A 19,925-nucleotide genomic window follows, 5' to 3' on the forward strand; every position below is an offset into this window, starting at 1 on the left:
CCGCTGAATGCCTCAATTTTACAATAAATGTTGTAATTTTCGCCCATGAGAATTTCGAAATTTGCACGACTTGGAATATTAATTGTTATATCACTAACCGTTCTGGTTTGGGGATTGGCCTACCTTAAAGGCAATGACATTTTCTCTCGTAACGATTTTTACTACGTGTATTACAACCGCGTTGACGGGCTCGCCAATTCGGCTAATATTGCACTGAACGGTTACCCCATCGGCAAGGTAAGGGAAGTAAAATTTGCTCCCGACAATAGTGGCCGATTGCTGGTTACTCTTGCCGTTGATGCCGATTTCAAAATTCCGCTCAACTCGGTCGCCCAAATCGTTAGCAGCGACATTATGGGAACACGCTCGGTTAAATTGCTGATGAGCGACGCGAAACAATACCATCAAAACAATGACACTATACTGGGTGCGATTGAAAGCGATTTAAAAGAACAGGTAAGTCTCCAGGTACTGCCACTAAAAAATAAAGCCGAAGAACTGCTGGGAACCATCGATTCGGCCATTACGGTGCTGACCATGATTTTAAACGAAGATGCACAGGAAAACCTCTCTTCCAGTTTTGCCAACATCAACCAAACCATAAAAAACCTTGAAGCGACCACTGCCGACCTCGAAGAAATTGTATCGGCGGAAAAAACCAGCATAAAAAGCATTATTTCGAATGTAGACGACATTACAACCAGTTTAAATAACAATACAGAAATATTTAGGGCAACCCTGCAAAACCTGCATTCGTTTAGCGATACACTTTCGCAATTATCAGTTACACCCATGCTAAATAATATCGAAACCGTTTCTGAACAACTGGTTTCTACCCTCGATAAATTGAATAGCAATGAAAGTTCGGCCGGTTTACTTCTGAACGACGATGAGCTTTACCATTCGATCAATACACTTTCAGAAAACCTCGCCTACCTGGTAAAAGACATTCAAACCAATCCAAAACGGTACCTGCAATTCTCGGCCTTCGATTTTGGAAAAGAAGTATATGTCAATACCCGCGAAGATGTTTCATCGAAAGATATCGTATTTAAAATACACCTGGTATCGAGTAAAATAAAAGTAGATATGAACAGCGACCTGTTCAAAGGTCTCGAAAATGTGGAGGAATATTATTCCGGAGGAACCTACTCTTATTTAATTGGAAATACAGGAGTGTATTCCGAGATCGAAGAACTTCATCGCGAAGTCCGAAAAAACTTCCCGGAATCCACGATCGTCGCATTTAAAAAGGGAAAGCTGATTAAGCTCGATAAAGCACTTAAATCTATAAATTAATTTACCTCTTTATATCCTTATATATTGTTCATCTTCATTTACCAACCACTACCAACCAGTTATTCTATTAGCTATCAAGGCATTAATTGTTAATAATTGATTTTCAGACACTTATAAATATCTGAAAAATATATTTTTTTAATAGCCTGATAAAGAACCTAGTATAAAATTCACATACAAAACAATAGAAATGTGATTTTTTTTTTCATTTTTTTTTAGCAATTTTTGTTCTCAGGAATACCACTAAGGAAAAATTTTGTAGAACCTCAATTAGCCTGCAATTGTAAATGAACAATGAACACCAATCTGCATGGGAAAAATGCCTTAACGTTATAAAAGATAACGTTCCTAGCAGCAGCTTCAAAACCTGGTTCGAACCTATCGAACCCGTTAAACTTGAGAACAAAGTATTAACTATTCAGGTCCCAAGTGCTTTTTTTTACGAGTACCTCGAAGAACAGTTTATTGACATCCTTCGAAAAACACTTCGCATGGTCATCGGAAACGGCGCTAAACTGGAGTATAATGTTGTTATGGGCAACAAAAACAGCCAGCCGTATACGGTGAGCTACCCTACCAATAACAATACAAAGATCCAGAACAAACCGTTAACAATTCCGTTGAAAGCCGATGAGAAACCAACGATCAAAAATCCGTTTATCATCCCCGGCATTCAAAAGCTACAAATCGATCCGCAACTAAAGCCGGACAATACCTTCGAGAATTTTGTGGAAGGCGATTGCAACCGTTTAGCAAGAAGTGCGGGATATGCAGTGGCACAAAATCCTGGAGGTACAGCCTTTAATCCTTTAATGGTTTACGGCAACTCAGGACTTGGAAAAACCCACCTGGTTCAGGCTATCGGTATTGAAGTTAAAGAGCGTTTCCCGGACAAAGTAGTACTGTATGTAAATGCCAATAAATTTCAAACGCAATTTACCGAAGCCACACGCAACAACAACCGGAACGACTTCCTTCATTTCTACCAAATGGTAGATGTTCTGATTCTTGATGACGTGCACGAATTTGCAGGAAAAGAAAAAACACAGGAAACTTTCTTCCATATATTCAACCATTTACACCAAATGGGAAAGCAACTGATCCTTACATCGGATAAACCGCCCATCGAGTTAAAAGGAATGGAACAAAGGTTACTTTCGCGCTTTAAGTGGGGATTAACTGCAGACCTGCAGATTCCTGATTTTGAAACGCGCATGGAAATCCTGCGTCGTAAAGTGTATAAAGACGGTATCACGCTTTCAGAAGAAGTTCTGGAATACATTGCCTCGCATGTTACCAATAATGTTCGCGAACTGGAGGGTGCGCTGGTATCGTTGCTGGCCCAGTCAATGCTGAACAAACGCGAAATCACACTGGAACTGGCAGCAAAACTGATCACTAAACTGGTGAAAAATTCAAAACGCGAATTGTCGATCGAGTACATTTCGAAAGTGGTTTGCGATTACTTTAATATGCCGGTTGATGCGCTACAGGCCAAAACACGTAAAAGGGAAATTGTTCAGGCGCGGCAAATTGCCATGTATTTCTCCAAGAGTCTCACCAAATACTCACTGGCAAGTATTGGAGCTCAAATCGGGAGCAAAGACCACGCCACTGTACTTCACGCCTGTAAAACGGTGAACAACCTGAAAGACACCGACAAGAACTTCAGGGTTTTTGTTGAAGAGATAGAAAAGAAATTAAAAATGTAAAGAACAGGGCAGGCTTTTAAGTCTGCCTTTTTTCTGTCAGAATGATTAGTTTATTCGCCAGCATTATTTCTTCTTCGATGATTTATGTGGTTTTCAGGATCGCCAAAAACCACCAATGCCGGCTATCACCACTGATTACCTACAATTATCTCGCCGCCACTTTACTTGGCTTGTTGTTCTTTCAACCTTTTAAGGAAATTTCAATACAGCAATCTTTTAGCTGGCTTCCTTTTGGTGCATTGCTTGGGATATTGTTTATCGTCATGTTCTTTCTCATCGGACGATCTTCGCAAAAAGCCGGCATTGCGGTAACTACGCTGGCCAATAAACTTTCGCTGGTTTTTCCGGTATTGTTTTCGTTACTGTATTATCACGAACACATTTCAACCCTAAAATACATTGGACTGACCGGAGCATTTATAGCCATTGCACTTACAGTTTACAAAAAAGACCTGCGAAAAACCAACCTGCTGCTGATTGCACTACCGCTCCTTATATTTTTGGGCAGCGGTATGGTCGACACACTCGTTAAATTTGTTCAGGCCGAAAAAATAGCAGCAAATGAAGTAAGTGCCTACACCACTGTTGTTTTCTTTGTCGCCTTTATTTGCGGTACCATCTTTCAACTGCTTACCCGTCAGCTACAAGTTAGGATTCATCCTCCTACCCTGCTACTGGGTTTACTGCTGGGCATCGTTAATTTCGGATCGCTGTATTTTATCATCCTGGCACTCAATAACACAGGACTAAAAAGTTCGCTGGTATTTGCTTTGAACAACATGTCGGTGGTGGCACTAACAACTGTTCTGGGAACCTTACTTTTTAAAGAACAACTGAATAAAATTAACTTTGCAGGCGTTATACTGGCCATAATCAGTCTTTACTTTTTATTGTAATGAACGACGAATACAAAACCATAGAGAAAGCAGCCACAGGATATTTCAAAGATAAAGGGAGCAAATTTTACGCTTACGCTTATCCGGTGAAAAATGAGGATGAAGTCAAGGAATACGTTCAGGGCCTGAAGAAAGAACACCACAGTGCCCGTCACCATTGTTATGCCTGGCGAATAGGAACCGAAGAAATACTCACCCGCGCCAACGACGACGGTGAGCCGTCTTCAACAGCGGGAAAACCCATACTCGGACAATTGACCAGCTACGAAGTAACAAATATACTGGTTGTTGTGGTTCGCTATTTTGGCGGAACCTTACTGGGCGTTAGCGGCCTTATTAATGCCTATAAAAATGCAACCATCGAAGCACTGTATAATGCTGAGATCGTTTCGAAACTGATCGAAAATACCTTCGAACTAAAATTTGAATACCCCTTGTTAAATGTAGTGATGCAAACCACAAAGCAGGAAGGACTGAACATTGTTGAAACCGATTTTCAGGAATCCTGCCGACTGATTTTTTCGGTTCGTAAAAGCGACACTGAGAAAGCGCAAAACATCTTTGATAGTATTTATGGTGTAGCCATAAAAAAGCTTTCGTGAATTAAGCCAATGTTAATAAAATGCTGATAAATAGAAACACGAAAATATAAGCAAAAAACAGAATCTGACTAATTTTGACAACATGATGCAAGGTCCTATATTCCTAACAAATTTTCTTGAAAGAGGTACTACAGAACTCAAAAAGAGGGTTCTTTTTCCTTATCGATGCATCATACGATTTTTTAAAGCAATCGTGTTTCAAAACAAAAAAGTCAGAACTTTTTTTATGATTCATAAAAACCAACATTTTCTTTTAAGAGGTGTTGGTTTTTTTTTGTTGCTACCAATAATTCATAAAATCAATATTTAAGGTAATGAAGAAGGATTTAATTTCGATTACAGATTTCTCGAAAAAAGAGTACATGAGGATCATGGAGCTGGCTGCCGAATTTGAAGCAAATCCGAACCAGAACCTCTTGCAAGGTAAAGTTGTAGCATCGTTGTTTTTCGAACCTTCTACACGCACGCGCTTGAGTTTCGAAACGGCCATTAGTCGTTTGGGAGGACGAATCGTTGGTTTTGCCGATCCCGATAGTTCGAGCGCTACCAAAGGAGAAACACTGCATGACACCATTAAAATGGTAAGTAATTATGCCGATCTGATCGTAATGCGCCACCCGCTTGAAGGAGCTGCTCGCTATGCTGCGGAAGTATCGCCCGTTCCGGTGATCAACGCAGGTGATGGTGCTAATCAGCATCCTACCCAGACCCTGCTGGACATGTACTCGATCTTAAAGACACAGGGAACGCTCGACAACCTGAACCTGTTTATGGTAGGCGACCTGAAATACGGGCGCACAGTACATTCACTTTTACAGGCCATGTCGGAGTTTGACCATCCGATCTTCAATTTTATCGCTCCAAAAGACCTTCAGATGCCTCCGGGATACAAACACCACCTTGAGGTGAAAAACATCCGTTATTTTGAACATGAAGAGTTTACCGACATAATTTCGGAGGCTGACATTATATATATGACGCGCGTTCAGAAAGAACGTTTTGCCGACCCGATTGAATACGAAAAAGTGAAGGATGTTTACATTCTGAATAAAGCCATGCTTGAAAATACCAAGCCCAACATGCGCATTTTACATCCGCTGCCACGCGTTAATGAAATAAGCACCGATGTTGATTCGAGCGATAAGGCTTATTATTTCGATCAGGCCCGCAACGGAATATTTGCACGGGAAGCCATTATTTCTCACGTTATGAACCTTAAATAATTCCGAAAGACCATGGATAATTCAAAAAAGAAACTCAAACTAAAAGTCAGTGCCATTAAAGAAGGTACGGTTATCGATCATATTCCGGCAAAACACCTGTTTAAGGTGATCAGTATTTTGGGACTCGACAAAATTGATAATCAGATTACTTTCGGAACCAACCTCGACAGTAAACGACTGGGATCCAAAGCAATTATAAAAGTATCGAACGTGTTTTTCGAGGACCGCGAGATCAATAAAATTGCGCTGCTCGCCCCACACGCCAAGCTAAACATCATTCGCGATTACGCCGTAGTGGAAAAGCGAATCGTTGAAACCCCGGAAAAAATAACCGGTATTGTGAAGTGTTTTAATCCAAAATGTATCACCAATAACGAGAAAATTACTACCTGTTTCTCGGTAATCAAAAAATCGCCAATTGCCTTAAAATGCAAGTATTGCGAAAAGATTACCAACCTCGATCAAATCAAAATGGTTTAATTTTTTTGTGCTATCAGATAAATCCGCTTTTTGTATGTGCAAAGAGCGGATTTTTTATATATTTGCACGTCCAAAATCGAACGGGGTAACACCCCGAAAGACAAGGAAAGTTCTAAAAAGAAAATGCCCAGTTGGCGGAATTGGTAGACGCGCTAGTTTCAGGGACTAGTGTCCGCATGGACGTGAAGGTTCGAGTCCTTTACTGGGCACCAATAAACTTCGGTATCTTATTCATATTGAATCAGTTATCGGAGTTTTGTTTTTTACTACTGTAACACTACTGAAACTTTTTCAATATCCAAGAGAAAGGTGCAGTGTCCCCATAACACCCATTTACCACTCCCCCACAATTCAATTAAAGTATAGACGATTAATATATTTATCGCTTTTTGATGCGCTTTTTAAGTGCATTTTACACCATTTTCAATGTTTATTGGAATTGAATGGGAATAACATCATTTTGTGTTGGATGATGCTTTGATTAATTGCCACGTTTTTCTTCTTTCCTGAAGATGGAGATATGATGATAGGGGTTCATTACTCGTGTTAAAAGTGAATTTATCAGCATCAAAAATCAGCTGGCATTTCGTTGCTCATATTAATAGCTTTATGATTATTCATTGAAAGGGATGTGAATTTGACTCCGGTTTTGTCACAAACAATTTTGATTAACGTTCTGAAATGCAATAATTATTTTGATTAGTCTGCTTTTCGATAAAAGTAGAGAAATAACAAGAAAAGTTATATCATCTCCTCCAGAGGAATAATAATATTACTGAGAGTATTAACGGCAAGTACAAAGTGCGTTTTACTTCAATTTATATAATGTTGTAGGTCTTTATTTAGAAGTCAATTTTTCTCCATACTAGTTTATGTTTGTTTGGACCAATAAAATCAGTGCTTAAGGTTAGCTTATCTTCGTTGAACTCAAATTTTCTGATTTGATTTTGACCAATCCAATTCGGGAAAGAACTTATTTTAATTTGATGGACTACTTGTTTTGAATTAGTATTCACTTTATATTTTCCCGAGTAAGCAATAAATCCCTTAAAAGCAGCGATAACCTCATTTGGTTGGCCTTGAAGCGGATCCTCTGAAAGAAATCTAGGCCTATTATTTTTCATTATCATTACTGACATATTTCCATTGCTTTCATAATTTATCTGCCCTATTGCATCCTTACCAAAAGGAAAATCTTTTTTCCCATCTTTTGACTCGATAGTCCATTCTTGTAATTCCCAGGAACCTACAAATTGTTGACTTTTCATATTTTCCATGTTTATGTTCTCAATAATTGTATCCGTTTCATCATTTTTTGTTGAAGAGTTATGTTTGCAACTTGTAAAACATAAGATTATTAAAGATGAGATCGTAATAAATTCTTTCATTGCTTTTAGTTTTTTAATGACCTATAACGTATATGTACACCAAAACTTTAGGGTATTTCTCTATTATCACTTTGGGTTATATCGCCAATTTGGGTGTATAACCCAATTTTTTGCCTGTAGCAGTTCATTCACAGATCTTTGATAATTACAGGAGACATTTCTCCTCTTTGAAATCTGATTATTAGTTTAATGACATAATAAGGTACAAAAAATCAAATCATAAGTCAATTCATTTAAACTCCACATATAGTTGCTCCTAAATATAAGATGTACTGAATCTTTAAAAATTATAGTTCATATAAGAAGTAAGGGTACTTCCACCAATACCCCCCCATAGATCCCAAGCAATCGGGACATCCCCCGGTTGCCAAATCAAGTATTAATTAAAAATTTGAATTATGGTTAAAGTTTTTGATTACGCCGTAAGGCAGAGAAAAGATGATGGAAGTGAATTCGTAGCTCTCATCATACAGGGAGGCTTAAGCTTCGTACAAAGTCAAAACACAGGAAATTTTTATGCTACGGTAAAACAGTGTAGTATTCCTTCCACTTTTGACGAAGAAACAGCCAAAGAAATGGTTGGAGAAAGAGTTCCCGGGAGTGTTGTAAAGAAAAGTTGTGAAGCCTATGAATGGACCAACAAGGAAACCGGCGAAGTGTTAGAATTATCCCTTCGATGGGTGTATCTACCCGAAGGAGCAACGCTTGAAGAAGCCATCTTTGAAGGTGAACCGGAAGTAACAATGGCTGATAAAAAGCTAACTACCCTTGTGGTTAACCGCTAGCAGGATGAAAGGGAGATCAGCCGATTGGTTGGTCTTTCCTTTTATACATGAGATTCATATACAAGCAAAATATTGGACTTGGGAGACTTGTTACACTAATAAAGCTCCGGTGCAGGAGGGTTACTCAGTTCCTTCAACATCCATATGTGTTTTTTTAGAGCAATCCAGAAGGTTTTGTTTTCTTTGTATTCCAATCCAAAGTCATTAGCCACATCAATAAGGATTTCTGTTAGAGCAGGATAATGAATATGGCATATTTCAGGAAAAATATGATGGATGACATGAATATTAATGCATCCCATAAGCCATCTTCCTGTTTTATTATTGCGTGAGAAATCGGCAGTTGTTTCAAGTACATGAATTGCATATGAATTATCAATAATACCATTATTGTCTGGTTCAGGATAAGATGTTCCTTCAAAAACATGTGTTACTTGAAAAATGAGGGCGAAAGTTAGGCTTGGTAAAATATGAATTGAAACAAATCCTAACAAAATCAGCCAAACTGGTGCAGACAAAAATATAATTGGCAAAGCCAAAGTAAGTGTCAAGTAAATAACTTTAGTGCCAATAAGAATTACGTATTCTTTAAAAGGAGTCTTTATATTTTTTACGTTACCAATACTTCGTTCGACAAAAAACCATTTAAAATCTTTGATAAAAACCCAATGAATATGAGCAAACATGTAAAGTACCGGGGTGTAAAAATGCTGATATCTATGATACCATTTGTAAGGTTCATGTGGAGTAAAACGAAACAGTCCATGAGTCTCTAATGTGACATCTATTCCTTGTATATTAACAAAACCGTGATGAGCTCCATGCATCAAACGGAACAAATATTGATTCCCACCAATAAAATTAAAAGTATATCCCAGTAGTTTATTCAATTTTCTCTTGTCGGTATAAGCTTCATGTGTACCATCATGCATTACATTAAAAGCCAAAAATATATTAACAAAGCCCAGTAAAGTAAATGCAAGAATCAATAGAAGCGGGAATTGGCTTAACAAGTTTGACATTATCAGAGCATAAACTAATAACCATGACCCAAATCCAATAATTGATTTCCATACCATCTGAGGATTCGCGTGTTTTGAAATCTTGTTTTCATGAAAATAATGGTCTACTCTTTTTTTTAACTCGCGGAGAAATTCATCCTGTTTTGGTGAACTATTAAATCTTACTCGCTTCCGAATGGTGGTTTTCTTTAGCATATTCTAAATATTAATTGAACAACAACTTCAAAAATTATTTCAAGTGAACTTGTTCGGTTTAATTCTTTCGTGGACACAGAACCTTCCTTGTACACAAATTTGCATCTATAAAATTTGCTGCAGGCTCTTCACCTTCTTTTCCTCAGCCTCACAGAACCTGCGGAAATATTACAATGAAAATCAACTTTTTCATAATAATTGTTTTTAGGTAAAAACTGGATTAAAGGAGACTTGAAGATTGGTGGTATTAGTAAATTACAAAATATCAGACGAAAATACTATAGCATTGCACTTCACTTCGCGTCTCAATCAAATAACTTTATTTATCGTAAGTACCGTAATTTTGCTTCCAACATTATAATTCATTTCTAGAAGTTGAGTTTTAAGGTAAGTCCGGGATGTATATCTTGATATCCATTGTTGTTCAAAATACATGGTGCCAATGTTATGGATAATTCATTTTGATTATTCAGTATTTTCCTGACTTTTTTTATTCGTGAAGCATAGGTTCCCCACATCACCGCGCCAATTGACGTAACAATAAATCCAGAAATGAACATTCCAACGCCAACCCCTGCTCTATCATCAAATAAATCGTAATGGTTAAAAGTTGCTACACCTCCAATGAATAATGCAGACCCGGTTAAAGTTAAAATTATGCCTGCATTTTTCTTTTTATGAAATTGCATGAGGTAGTTTTTTAATTGTTCGGGCGAGGACTCTTGGAAGTATTCCAGTGAATACTTATTTTGCCCCTGACAAGTGAATTCAAATAATAAACAAAATAAGCTTAAATAGAAGATTAGTTTCATAAGAATGAATTTCTGCTTGTATACAAGTTACTAATACAAATAGAGACAAACAACTCTTTATTTGCCCTTTTTAGGTAATATCTCCATTTACTGAAAAATAAATAAATCACCTTTGGGGTAGTCTAACCAACCGTCAGATTTATATATTAATTCTTTTTTTTGTCCATTTGATACTTGCAATGCAGTAAAGTCACGATACTTACCTGTTCCTGATACATAGATGATATATTCCCCATCAGGAGTCCATCCGAAAATATCGATCACGCCTTGTGGTTTCTGAAGGATTGTTTCAGAATTATCAGTGATATTGAGTAGCACAATTTGTCCTGTTCCTTCGATTGAGGTGTTGTATACAATGTATTTATCATTGGGTGACCACCTGGGTTTAAAGTCCATCCCCCAGATATTGGTCTTACGTAAACTTTCTTCTCCACTTTCAACATCCAATATAATTAAATTCCCTCCTGTATCATACAAAGCTATTTTTTTTGAATCAGATGACCAGCTAATAAATTCTATACTTGGATTATCATTAACGATTATAACTTTTTTTTCCTCTCCATCAACAGATATAATATGAACACTATCTCCATTCGGATAAGCAATCCATTGACCATCATTGGACCAGTCCATTGTATGAATTCTATAATAGAATGCCAAAACCTGTTCTTTATTGTCTCCATTACTATCCATTTTCATAATGGAGTATGAATTATACCTATTATCTCTAATATAAAGAATTTGTGATCCATCAGATGACCATTGTGGGCTATAATATTGAGGTGCATATGTTCCATCGGAAATATCATCTGCCGTCAATTCAATCGGATTTGTCCAATTTAAATTTCTTGTATAAACAGGACCTATGCTATACACAAATTTGCCGTCAATAAAGTTTGGAAGGAGCTCTTCTCCATCTTTTCCGCAGCCTAACAAAACCGTCGGAAATATGAGTATGAAAATCAACTTTTTCATAAGCATTATTTTTAGGTGAAAAAAATCAGGATTCTATTCCAATTGTAGGCTGCAGAAGCTTTATATCAGATTTTTCCTGCTAGATCCCAGGTTTTGGTTGTGTCACCAGTAGTTCCCTTAAATTGGATAATGCCATACTTTAGGTTCCAAAACATTTCAACGTTAGATTCAAGGGGCTCATCGGTACCAGAATCAAAACTATGATGATACACTTTTAAATAGGAAGTGTTGTTAATTGATATTTCTTCATATTCTATACAACTACTTGCAATAAAATCCCCGTAGGAAGATGATATCGATGTACATGGTCGTCCGTCTTCATGTAATCCTGTTGAAATATAATGAGTCAGAGAGCTGATATAACCAATATTTTCCGCATCATTCTGTTCACCTAGAAATTCAAAAGTTTCGTTTATTAATGTATTCCATGATTCGTCTGAGACTTTATAAGCAATCAGGTATGAATGATATTTGAAAACTGGTTCAGCGCTAAACCAACCATTAAAAGTCCATGTCTGAGTCGTTAGACTTACATTTTCGATTTTTATTAGTAATGAAGAACCATCACTACAATTGTAAAGTAGATTGTCACCGTTTTTATAGATAAACCTGTCTTCAACTGGTATTTCATAAAGCGGGATTTCCCTACTTTCTTTCCCACAGCCGAATAAGACTAACGGAAGTATGAATATGAAAATCAACTTTTTCATAACAAATAACTTTAAGTTCAAAACTGGCTTAAAAGGAAATTTGAAGAATGGTGATATTAACAAGTTACGAAATAGCCTCCACAAATACAATTGGCTTTATATTGCATCCACCAAACAATCTGGTGTTTATGTTTTATTTTCTCTCAAATATTTGAGAAGGATTTTTCTAATCTGTTATAATTTGGCGCGATGATTAAAATTTCAATATCAGCGTTAAAGATGGTATGGATTGTTTTTGAAATGCCAATAAATAACCATTCGGATCGTAGATCAATTGGTTATTAATTACAAGACTTAAAGCTTTTTTCTTATTCACTGCTGAAGATATTAAAATTGGAATGCTTACAATGTCCATTATTAAACCTGCCAGCATTATAAATCCATAAACATCGGCTTTTGTTTCATTGCCACCTTTCTCAAACATTACAAAATTTTTATCAAAACCTATAGCTCCAACCACCGCCATTGTGGTTCCTACTCCAAGTAATATTCCGCCTGTCTTATACTGTTTTTTACTTTTTTGCAAATAGTAATCGGTAGTGAACTGTCCACTAGTTGTTTGACTATAGAGGGTTGAAACAATGATCAGGAATGTGATAAGGCAGAAAGCTTTTTTCATAACCCACAAGTTTTAAATTCAAAAAAATGGGTTTAAAAGGAAAAGTGAAAATTGGTAGTGAATACAAGTTACAAAATAGTTAATTAATCACAAAAATATTGCAATCGTGTGTCAATTGAAAAACAGGTTTTCTGCTGTATTTTTACAAGTTTTTTGAGAAGGCATTTCCTGTTGATGCATGTATAAAAAATGCCACTGAAAAAATGGAAATGCTGAATGCGAATACATTCAGGCAACATTAAAAAAACCGTTGAGATTTATCCCAACGGTTTTAATTGTTTTAAATTAAATGACCAATAAAATTTTAATGACTGAAATACTATTTTCGGTAAACTAATTTGCCATTAATGACTTCATCACTATACGTCAATCTGTAGAATATCATGTTGGTTGCTATATTGTTTGGCATATATTCTACACGGTAAGTTTCATCTTTATTGATATTTTGATCAAAGAGCACAGCGATTTTTCTACCTGTTGCATCAAATATTTCAAGTAATCCGGTATCAGATTCTTCACGGGAGAATTCAAAGAATAACCTTTCTGAAAATGGGTTTGGATATACATGGATAATTGATTTTTCGTTTGTTTTCGATAAGATCCCGGTTGGGTTCATTTGGTGAGTTGAATAATAAAAATAATATTTCTCATAAGCTCTCCATTCTAACAGGTTTTCGTCCCACTGCAAATATTCGAGCAAAGTCAAATTATTGTTGTCGTCAAAAACATAGTTGTATTTCGTATAATTAATGCTATATTTTACCTCCCAAGCTTCAGTTAGTTCATTCCAATCATAATCAATAAGTTTTGTTCTTTCATTATCGTTATTATAGTAGGTTTCAGTTTTAGAGTTTGGCATCCAATTGTTTGTAGCTTGGTTCCAATAGATATATGTCTTGCTTGTTTCATTCCCGTTCTTATCATATGAAGTTTCTTTTTTTGTACCCCCTTTCCAATCTTCTTTTTCATAGTCCCATGAATAGCCTGCAACACTTATTATTCTGTTGGAACTATCATACAATTTTTCTGTTTTATAAATCCCATACCATGAATTTGAATTAAAATCCCAATCAAATTCTGCATAACTGGTCTGATTCCCGACAGAATCATATGTTATTTCATATTTGGTTTTTGAAATGGTTCTTAAGGTATCTGCATAAACATGGAGATTATATACTTTGGAAAAGATAAGGCTGCCATGGTCATCGTAAATATTCTCGGATTTAGCAATGATTTTCCAGACTTCGGTATCGAATCCATAATAAATTGTCGCAGTTCTGTCACCATTACTATTGTAAAATATTTCATTTTTAGATTCACCTATCCATGCTTGCAGACTATCATTCCAATTATAATATGCTTCTAAAATGAGTCGGTCACTTTCATCATAGTCTAAATCAATCTTTCTGTCCAGTTCCCAATCATTTATTTCCCTGCTCCATTTGTAAATAATTCTTAAGGGATAAAGCTCCGGTTTGTAATAAGAATATTCTGTTTTTGATCTTTTATACCAAACAGTATCTTCGAAACTCCATTCATATTCAATGCTTATAGAATCCTTGCCCAATGTGCTAAAAACTAGATCTACTTTACTGGCTCCATACCATTGTAATAATCCATCATCCCAAAAATAAAGTTCATAATTGTATCCCGTTTCAGTGAAAGTCTTTGTTGATTTTTGCCAGTATTTCCATTTATCATTTTCATTGTCCCATGTGTAATCATAGGACAAAGTACTGTTTCCAAAATCATCGTAAACACTTTCAGATTTAGAAGTTCCACGCCATTGTTCTTTTTCTTTATTCCAACTGTAACTGGCCCCCATAATTTTATTCCCATTTCCGTCAAATTGATATTCATATTTGTTGCTTGGCGTTAATACATTTGTTTGCCAGTCCCTTCCGTACGACACGTCTAAAATTTTATTGCCCTTGCTATCAAAAGCATATTCATGTTTAATAACCATATCCCATTTAATGGAATCGCTGTCCCACTCATATATTTCCCGCAAGAGTAAATGATTTTGTTCATCGTAATTTCTTACCGTTTTACTACTTCCAATCCATATATTTAATGAATCATTCCACCGGTAAAAAGCATAATAGATTTCGTTCCCATTGATATCGAAATCGTGCTCGACTTTTTTATCATGCACCCATGTGTTATTAATAGTGTCTTTTACATCGGTGACATTAAGAGTTTCGTTTCCAAAATCATCATAGTAGTATACATCTTCAATTACATGCAGCCATTCCCCGGATAAACTATCCATCTGAAACCTGCTAAGTAATATTTTATTTTCATCGAAAAAGTAATTTGCATATTGCTTTAAAACAAGGACTGAATCAACCGGAGTATAAAAATGAAAGGTGTAAGTCGAATCGACCACTATAGTGTCATTTCCTGATTTTTCTGTTTTATAAAGATTTGTTTTTAAAATATCAAACCAATCAATCTGGTCTTCCTGGTATACTGACGTTAAGTCCTCGCATGATTGTTGGTCTCTATCTAAAGAAGTGGTATCAACTATTTCCATCATATGAATCTGAGAAAGCGCTAAAGATGGAATCAGACAGATTAGTAGAGTAAGAAGGTTTTTCATAGAAGGTGATTTTGGTTTTTAGTTAATCTGTTTAAAAAAGTAATTAGGTGAATTATAAGATTAAATAATTTACGAATTAATCTTTTAATGTGCAAAAAATAAATCAACATAAACAACTTCTTATCAGATCTTTATACTGCATCTTAGTCACATTTTTTGAGACGGATTTTTCCTGAGGTGTATGTGAAATTAAAATCCACTGAAAAAATGGAAGATAAGGGCGACCAAAGAGGTTAGCCCTTTTCAAAGAAATTATTCAGTTGACGGTTTAGCCATGTGGAGTGCGGGACATTGAAACGCTTCACAGTCAGGCTGCCTCTGAGCCAATTCGTTTGTTCATATTTTGGTTTTAATTGCCAAATGTCAAAGACAAATTGGCATTACTGTAACGAAGAACTTAGGTTGAATTACCTGCTGTACCCCGTATTACATATAGCTTTTGTTAGCGGGGCATTATCTATTTTGCATTTCTTATCATACATTTTAATGTCATCAAAAGTTGATTCTGAAACGGACTATTATTGTATTTTTAGATAGTTTAAAGGATTCATCCATGTTATCTATTTGAAGAACAAGCCTAAAAGAATCTTTGTTGCACCTTCATACTCATTGTGATTCATGTATTTTTATTTCAACCTCTTTTAAAAGCTTGTCCAGCTCTTCCCTTGAAATATATTGCCCTGCCTTGATTACGGCATTAATTTTCCTTGTATTATTAATATCTTCCAAAGGATTTACATCTAACAAAACCAGGTCAGCGTTTTTCCCCACTTCAATAGTTCCCGTTTTATTTAATACGTTTAGAGCTTCTGCTGCATTTCTTGTAGCAGCCTGCAAGGCTTGCATCGGTGTAAGCCCTGCATTAACAAGTAAGGACAACTCTTCATGCAGAGAAAACCCTGGCATTATATTGTGATTCCACCAGCTAACATCCGTTCCCGCAAGAAAAGGAATACCATATTGATTAATTTCATTAACCATTTCAAATCGCTTATTTATAAATCGTTTAAACAGATCATATTCGCTCGGTAAAATATGAGCAGTGAAACCATTTGAAGCAAAGGTTGACCATCCATTCAGGTATTGTGCCGGCACATATTTAATATTTTCATTTTGAATCAATTCGGAGTTAATAACTTTTAACTGACCATTCCACAATGATAAGGTAGGACAAATATAGCAGCCACTGTTTTTTAACTGCTCCATCAACTGATTTGCCTTTGCTGTATCATAGCTGTCAAGAATTTCCCCTGGGTGGATAAAGTACAAAAGATGAGCAAGATCAGAAAAAGAATCATGTACTGAGTCTGCTTTAGCATACATTGCTTTTCTGATACTCTCTTCTTTTGAGGAAGATGCCAATAAAACTCCTAACAAATGTTCAAAGCTTCTTTGACCAGCTTGGGCAGCTTCATTTATATTGATTGACATTGGAGCATGTCCTGCAACGTGTATCCCATTCTTTTGAGCTTCACTCAACAGGGTAAAATAGATATCCGGATCGTATAAATCAAACACTTTTATAAAATCTGCGCCAGACTCTCGTATCTCCTGAACAACTGCTATTACTCCCTCTTTTGATTTTACTTTAATTCCATTCCATCTTTGTAAAGGTCCAAAAACAGCGATAGGAATATAAAGGTTAGGACCAATTAACTTCTGCGTATTAATCTGATTACGCCACTCTAACTTAGTTGGAAAATTTTTTCTATTCGAGAACATATCACGAACGCTGGTTACTCCATTTGCAATCATCAACGGGAAAAATATACTATCGTTTGATATATGAACATGCATATCCCATAATCCAGGTATTAAGAATTTCCCTTTTCCATCGACGATTTTAGATTTAGAATCAATTTTTACGCTTTTGCTAGGTACAATATCAGTTATTGTGTTACCATTTATAAGCACAGTCATATCGGATTGTGCTTGTGATCCAGTAGCATCTATAATAGAAGTGTGAACAATAGCCAGATCAGAAACGACAGTTCTCTTTTGAGAGCAGTTTAAAAGCAATGAGGACAACAAAAACACAAACAGAAGAAATAATGTAAAAAGTACATCCTTTTTCATGACAGTTAATTTTTGGTTTATAAAATCTTCTGGATATCACAAGATGAGAGGGAGGAAAAGACTAAACAAGTTACAAAATAATCCACTGGTATAAAATCCTATTGCACTTCAAATCACTTAATCATATTATTATGGAAATCAGAAAAGCTCAACGTAAGGAAGCTAAGATTAAGCTTGCCTTACAGGCTCCTGCTGGAGCTGGAAAAACAATGTCAGCACTACTGCTGGCATCAGGAATCACTGACTGGTCAAAAATTGCTGTAATTGACACAGAGAACCATTCAGCTGATTTGTACGCACACTTAGGTCAGTATAACGTACTGCAGCTCTCATCCCCGTTCACACCTGAACGGTATATTAAAGCCATTGAAGCCTGTGAACAGGCAGATATGGAAGTTATTATCATTGATTCCATCACTCACGAATGGGATGGATCTGGTGGTATCCTTGATCAGCATGGAAATATGACTGGGAACAGTTTTACCAATTGGAGTAAAATTACGCCTCGTCATAATGCTTTTGTACAGAAAATCCTGCAATCCAATTGTCATGTAATTTCCACCATCCGTTCTAAGCAGGACTATGTGCTTTCTGATAAGAATGGTAAAATGGTTCCTGAGAAGGTAGGACTGAAAGGTGTTACACGTGATGGGATGGATTATGAATTCACCCTTGTGTTTGAACTGGATCTGAAACACAATGCAACTGCCTCCAAAGATCGAACAGGTATGTTTGCTGACAAACCGCAGTTTGTTATTTCATCCAAAACCGGTGAACGCATTAAACGATGGTGTATGTCCGGCATATCTGTGGAAGAAGTGATAGAACTGATTGGTAAGGCAAATTCAGTTGATCAGTTGCGTGATATCATCAAACAATTCCCGGAGTTCCGCGCACAAATTGAACCACTAGCCATTGAACGAAAGAATCAAATCATCAGCCCCATTGCTGAAAACATTAACCATTAAAATTTTACCATTATTAATTTAGTACCTGTAAATCCAGTTGTAGAAGAAGCTGTTCTGGTAGATGAACAGCAGTCAACAGCCCAGTTTATCGAGGCTAATACAATTACCATTCTGCCAAAAGAGCTGAAAAATGGATGCATTATCCCGGTGTTTAGTAAAGACAATGAAAGCACTATAAGTCATACAGAGTTTGTGGAAGCTACTTATGAAGTTACACAGCAATTCTTTCCTCAGGAGAGCCTGTTGAAGCCCAATATTCGTGTATCACATCCCATTAAAGGGCGAATTCCTGAAGCAATGGGAAAACCTGCCAAGGAATTGTCTGAAGCTGAGAAAACACTTTATTTCGAACGTATGGCTTTTGTAATTGAAGTGCCCAGTATTGCTGAAGATGTTCATGGAAATACACTTTCACTTTCTGTTGGTGGTGTTAGAGCATACAACCATGAAAACCTGTACAACAAAAAGAGTGAGGAGAAATTCAAAGTGTTTGTTGGATTTAAGAACAAGGTGTGCACCAATTTATGTGTATTCACCGATGGAGCTTATCAGGAAATCAAGGTGAGATCGATCAATGAACTTGCTATGTCCATATACAAGTTGCTGAGTGAATTTGAACCAGCAAGGATGTTACAGCTTTTGCGGAACTTTGGAAACTATGAATTGCCGGAACACCTATTTGCTCAACTCTTGGGAAAAGCTCGTATGTATCAATATCTGCCAGCTAAACAAAAGAAAACTCTGCAAGCATTTCCTTTGGGTGATGCTCAGGTGGGTGCTATTGCCCGTGAGTATTACAACGATGAATCATTCAGCCGAAAGAGTGATGGAAGCATAGACCTCTGGAGATTGTACAACCTATTCACTGGTGCCAATAAATCATCATACATTGACACTTTCCTTGACAGAGGAGCAGGTTGCTTTTCCTTTACACAATTTCTGGCTGAACATTTGGAAAGTGGTTCAAATTCATGGTATCTGGGGAATTGATATGACAGCAATGAACGAAAAAGAAGCTCGGGAGTATATTTCCGAGCTTTTTAGTATCGTAGGAACAAATAGTGTTCTTGTTGTACTCCCCAGAGGAAAGCTAAAACGTTTGTATTGTCCGTTCTGGGTGATAGCAAAAGTGGATGTTCCCCCTCTGGAGAAAGGAAAAGAATACACCGTTGAAGCTGTAAAGATGACTCTCCATCTTCAGGATGTGTTCATCATTGAACGAAAAGCTTATTTGGTGTGGTATTTTGCTGTGAAGGTTTGATCATTTGAGCAAAGGCTCTTGTGGGTTTGTTCCTTACAGCTAATTTCCATTCTGAGCATATCACTACACCCTATATACAGCACAATCTCCCTTCAGTGGTATAAACTACCAGCAGGAAGAGAAAATATTTCACGCATCTATACTGTACCCCTCTGAGAGGATGTGAGCAGTTTATGGTGGATTAATTGAAGCTATTGGATTCTGTCCCACCAAAAAACTGATTCTCCCACATTGAAACTATCCAATTAAGCATAAGCTCAAAATTTTGGATTTAATCTCGTAATTATTATATTCACTTCA

At 36.6% G+C, this 19,925-nt stretch carries 18 protein-coding genes and 1 tRNA gene; 11 read left to right on the forward strand and 8 right to left on the reverse strand.

The window, feature by feature from the left end:
• The first annotated feature begins 45 nt into the window (after nucleotides 1-45).
• The 7 genes from WFY05_RS09275 to WFY05_RS09305 all read left to right on the forward strand — a co-directional run bounded on the left by WFY05_RS09275 (nucleotide 46) and on the right by WFY05_RS09305 (nucleotide 6,424).
• Nucleotides 46-1,299, forward strand: coding sequence for an MlaD family protein (locus WFY05_RS09275; protein ID WP_340112540.1), 1,254 nt, complete (start codon nucleotides 46-48; stop codon nucleotides 1,297-1,299).
• 287 nt (nucleotides 1,300-1,586) lie between these two features.
• Nucleotides 1,587-3,011, forward strand: a complete 1,425-nt coding sequence (dnaA, locus tag WFY05_RS09280) for a chromosomal replication initiator protein DnaA (protein ID WP_340112542.1) — start codon at nucleotides 1,587-1,589, stop codon at nucleotides 3,009-3,011.
• A 41-nt stretch (nucleotides 3,012-3,052) separates the two neighbouring features.
• Nucleotides 3,053-3,907 carry a hypothetical protein gene (locus WFY05_RS09285; RefSeq protein WP_340112543.1) on the forward strand — a complete coding sequence of 285 codons (855 nt, stop codon included), beginning with the start codon at nucleotides 3,053-3,055 and terminating at the stop codon, nucleotides 3,905-3,907.
• Nucleotides 3,907-4,509 (forward strand): IMPACT family protein, encoded by a 603-nt coding sequence (locus WFY05_RS09290; protein ID WP_340112544.1) that lies wholly within the window; start codon nucleotides 3,907-3,909, stop codon nucleotides 4,507-4,509. The genes WFY05_RS09285 and WFY05_RS09290 overlap by 1 nt, the downstream gene beginning before the upstream one ends.
• Before the next feature lie 314 nt (nucleotides 4,510-4,823).
• Entirely contained in the window at nucleotides 4,824-5,732 is a 909-nt protein-coding gene (gene pyrB, locus WFY05_RS09295) for an aspartate carbamoyltransferase (protein WP_340112545.1), read from the forward strand.
• A gap of 12 nt (nucleotides 5,733-5,744) precedes the next feature.
• Entirely contained in the window at nucleotides 5,745-6,212 is a 468-nt protein-coding gene (gene pyrI, locus WFY05_RS09300; RefSeq protein ID WP_340112546.1) for an aspartate carbamoyltransferase regulatory subunit, read from the forward strand.
• Nucleotides 6,213-6,337: 125 nt separating this feature from the next.
• Nucleotides 6,338-6,424 (forward strand) — tRNA-Leu (locus WFY05_RS09305).
• A 630-nt stretch (nucleotides 6,425-7,054) separates the two neighbouring features.
• Here WFY05_RS09305 and WFY05_RS09310 read toward each other — a convergent pair.
• The gene (locus WFY05_RS09310; RefSeq protein WP_340112547.1) at nucleotides 7,055-7,600 is read right to left on the reverse strand and encodes a lipocalin-like domain-containing protein; all 546 of its coding nucleotides are present in this window, start codon (nucleotides 7,598-7,600) and stop codon (nucleotides 7,055-7,057) included.
• Nucleotides 7,601-7,998: 398 nt separating this feature from the next.
• On the opposite strand from WFY05_RS09310, the gene WFY05_RS09315 reads away from it, so the two are divergent.
• Entirely contained in the window at nucleotides 7,999-8,385 is a 387-nt protein-coding gene (locus tag WFY05_RS09315; RefSeq protein WP_340112548.1) for a hypothetical protein, read from the forward strand.
• 95 nt (nucleotides 8,386-8,480) lie between these two features.
• Here the strand turns inward: WFY05_RS09315 and WFY05_RS09320 are convergent, their stop codons facing one another.
• From WFY05_RS09320 to WFY05_RS09350, 7 genes are all read right to left on the reverse strand, one after another.
• Nucleotides 8,481-9,602, reverse strand: coding sequence for a fatty acid desaturase family protein (locus tag WFY05_RS09320; protein ID WP_340112549.1), 1,122 nt, complete (start codon nucleotides 9,600-9,602; stop codon nucleotides 8,481-8,483).
• A gap of 368 nt (nucleotides 9,603-9,970) precedes the next feature.
• Entirely contained in the window at nucleotides 9,971-10,414 is a 444-nt protein-coding gene (locus WFY05_RS09325; protein WP_340112550.1) for a hypothetical protein, read from the reverse strand.
• Nucleotides 10,415-10,501: 87 nt separating this feature from the next.
• Nucleotides 10,502-11,389: a hypothetical protein gene (locus WFY05_RS09330; protein ID WP_340112551.1), complete on the reverse strand. Its 888-nt coding sequence runs from the start codon at nucleotides 11,387-11,389 to the stop codon at nucleotides 10,502-10,504.
• 65 nt (nucleotides 11,390-11,454) lie between these two features.
• On the reverse strand, nucleotides 11,455-12,099 hold the full coding sequence (locus WFY05_RS09335; RefSeq protein WP_340112552.1) for a hypothetical protein: 645 nt from the start codon (nucleotides 12,097-12,099) through the stop codon (nucleotides 11,455-11,457).
• A gap of 193 nt (nucleotides 12,100-12,292) precedes the next feature.
• Nucleotides 12,293-12,718: a hypothetical protein gene (locus WFY05_RS09340; RefSeq protein ID WP_340112553.1), complete on the reverse strand. Its 426-nt coding sequence runs from the start codon at nucleotides 12,716-12,718 to the stop codon at nucleotides 12,293-12,295.
• A 319-nt stretch (nucleotides 12,719-13,037) separates the two neighbouring features.
• Nucleotides 13,038-15,320: a hypothetical protein gene (locus WFY05_RS09345; protein WP_340112554.1), complete on the reverse strand. Its 2,283-nt coding sequence runs from the start codon at nucleotides 15,318-15,320 to the stop codon at nucleotides 13,038-13,040.
• A gap of 606 nt (nucleotides 15,321-15,926) precedes the next feature.
• Entirely contained in the window at nucleotides 15,927-17,396 is a 1,470-nt protein-coding gene (locus WFY05_RS09350; protein WP_340112555.1) for an amidohydrolase family protein, read from the reverse strand.
• Between the two features lie 131 nt (nucleotides 17,397-17,527).
• On the opposite strand from WFY05_RS09350, the gene WFY05_RS09355 reads away from it, so the two are divergent.
• From WFY05_RS09355 to WFY05_RS09365, 3 genes are read left to right on the forward strand one after another with little or no spacing between them, the layout of a single operon-like run.
• Complete coding sequence (locus WFY05_RS09355; RefSeq protein ID WP_340112556.1) at nucleotides 17,528-18,364, forward strand: AAA family ATPase; 837 nt, start codon at nucleotides 17,528-17,530, stop codon at nucleotides 18,362-18,364.
• 54 nt (nucleotides 18,365-18,418) lie between these two features.
• Entirely contained in the window at nucleotides 18,419-19,354 is a 936-nt protein-coding gene (locus WFY05_RS09360) for a DUF3871 family protein (RefSeq protein WP_496196616.1), read from the forward strand.
• 10 nt (nucleotides 19,355-19,364) lie between these two features.
• Nucleotides 19,365-19,625, forward strand: a complete 261-nt coding sequence (locus WFY05_RS09365; protein WP_340112557.1) for a hypothetical protein — start codon at nucleotides 19,365-19,367, stop codon at nucleotides 19,623-19,625.
• Nucleotides 19,626-19,925: the final 300 nt, after the last annotated feature.

Origin of the sequence: Maribellus mangrovi (genome assembly GCF_037646455.1) — a bacterium.
GTDB classification, from domain to species: Bacteria; Bacteroidota; Bacteroidia; order Bacteroidales; family Prolixibacteraceae; genus Draconibacterium; species Draconibacterium mangrovi_A.

What these genes read in the sequence shown, in the direction of transcription:
- WFY05_RS09310 (WP_340112547.1), bottom strand. Translation starts at nt 7,600, where the DNA reads ATGAAAGAATTTATTACGATCTCATCTTTAATAATCTTATGTTTTACA.
- WFY05_RS09345 (WP_340112554.1), bottom strand. Translation starts at nt 15,320, where the DNA reads ATGAAAAACCTTCTTACTCTACTAATCTGTCTGATTCCATCTTTAGCG.
- WFY05_RS09365 (WP_340112557.1), top strand. Translation starts at nt 19,365, where the DNA reads ATGAACGAAAAAGAAGCTCGGGAGTATATTTCCGAGCTTTTTAGTATC.
- pyrI (WP_340112546.1), top strand. Translation starts at nt 5,745, where the DNA reads ATGGATAATTCAAAAAAGAAACTCAAACTAAAAGTCAGTGCCATTAAA.
- WFY05_RS09325 (WP_340112550.1), bottom strand. Translation starts at nt 10,414, where the DNA reads ATGAAACTAATCTTCTATTTAAGCTTATTTTGTTTATTATTTGAATTC.
- WFY05_RS09340 (WP_340112553.1), bottom strand. Translation starts at nt 12,718, where the DNA reads ATGAAAAAAGCTTTCTGCCTTATCACATTCCTGATCATTGTTTCAACC.
- WFY05_RS09285 (WP_340112543.1), top strand. Translation starts at nt 3,053, where the DNA reads ATGATTAGTTTATTCGCCAGCATTATTTCTTCTTCGATGATTTATGTG.
- WFY05_RS09355 (WP_340112556.1), top strand. Translation starts at nt 17,528, where the DNA reads ATGGAAATCAGAAAAGCTCAACGTAAGGAAGCTAAGATTAAGCTTGCC.
- WFY05_RS09275 (WP_340112540.1), top strand. Translation starts at nt 46, where the DNA reads ATGAGAATTTCGAAATTTGCACGACTTGGAATATTAATTGTTATATCA.
- WFY05_RS09320 (WP_340112549.1), bottom strand. Translation starts at nt 9,602, where the DNA reads ATGCTAAAGAAAACCACCATTCGGAAGCGAGTAAGATTTAATAGTTCA.
- WFY05_RS09335 (WP_340112552.1), bottom strand. Translation starts at nt 12,099, where the DNA reads ATGAAAAAGTTGATTTTCATATTCATACTTCCGTTAGTCTTATTCGGC.
- pyrB (WP_340112545.1), top strand. Translation starts at nt 4,824, where the DNA reads ATGAAGAAGGATTTAATTTCGATTACAGATTTCTCGAAAAAAGAGTAC.
- WFY05_RS09290 (WP_340112544.1), top strand. Translation starts at nt 3,907, where the DNA reads ATGAACGACGAATACAAAACCATAGAGAAAGCAGCCACAGGATATTTC.
- WFY05_RS09315 (WP_340112548.1), top strand. Translation starts at nt 7,999, where the DNA reads ATGGTTAAAGTTTTTGATTACGCCGTAAGGCAGAGAAAAGATGATGGA.
- WFY05_RS09350 (WP_340112555.1), bottom strand. Translation starts at nt 17,396, where the DNA reads ATGAAAAAGGATGTACTTTTTACATTATTTCTTCTGTTTGTGTTTTTG.
- dnaA (WP_340112542.1), top strand. Translation starts at nt 1,587, where the DNA reads ATGAACAATGAACACCAATCTGCATGGGAAAAATGCCTTAACGTTATA.
- WFY05_RS09330 (WP_340112551.1), bottom strand. Translation starts at nt 11,389, where the DNA reads ATGAAAAAGTTGATTTTCATACTCATATTTCCGACGGTTTTGTTAGGC.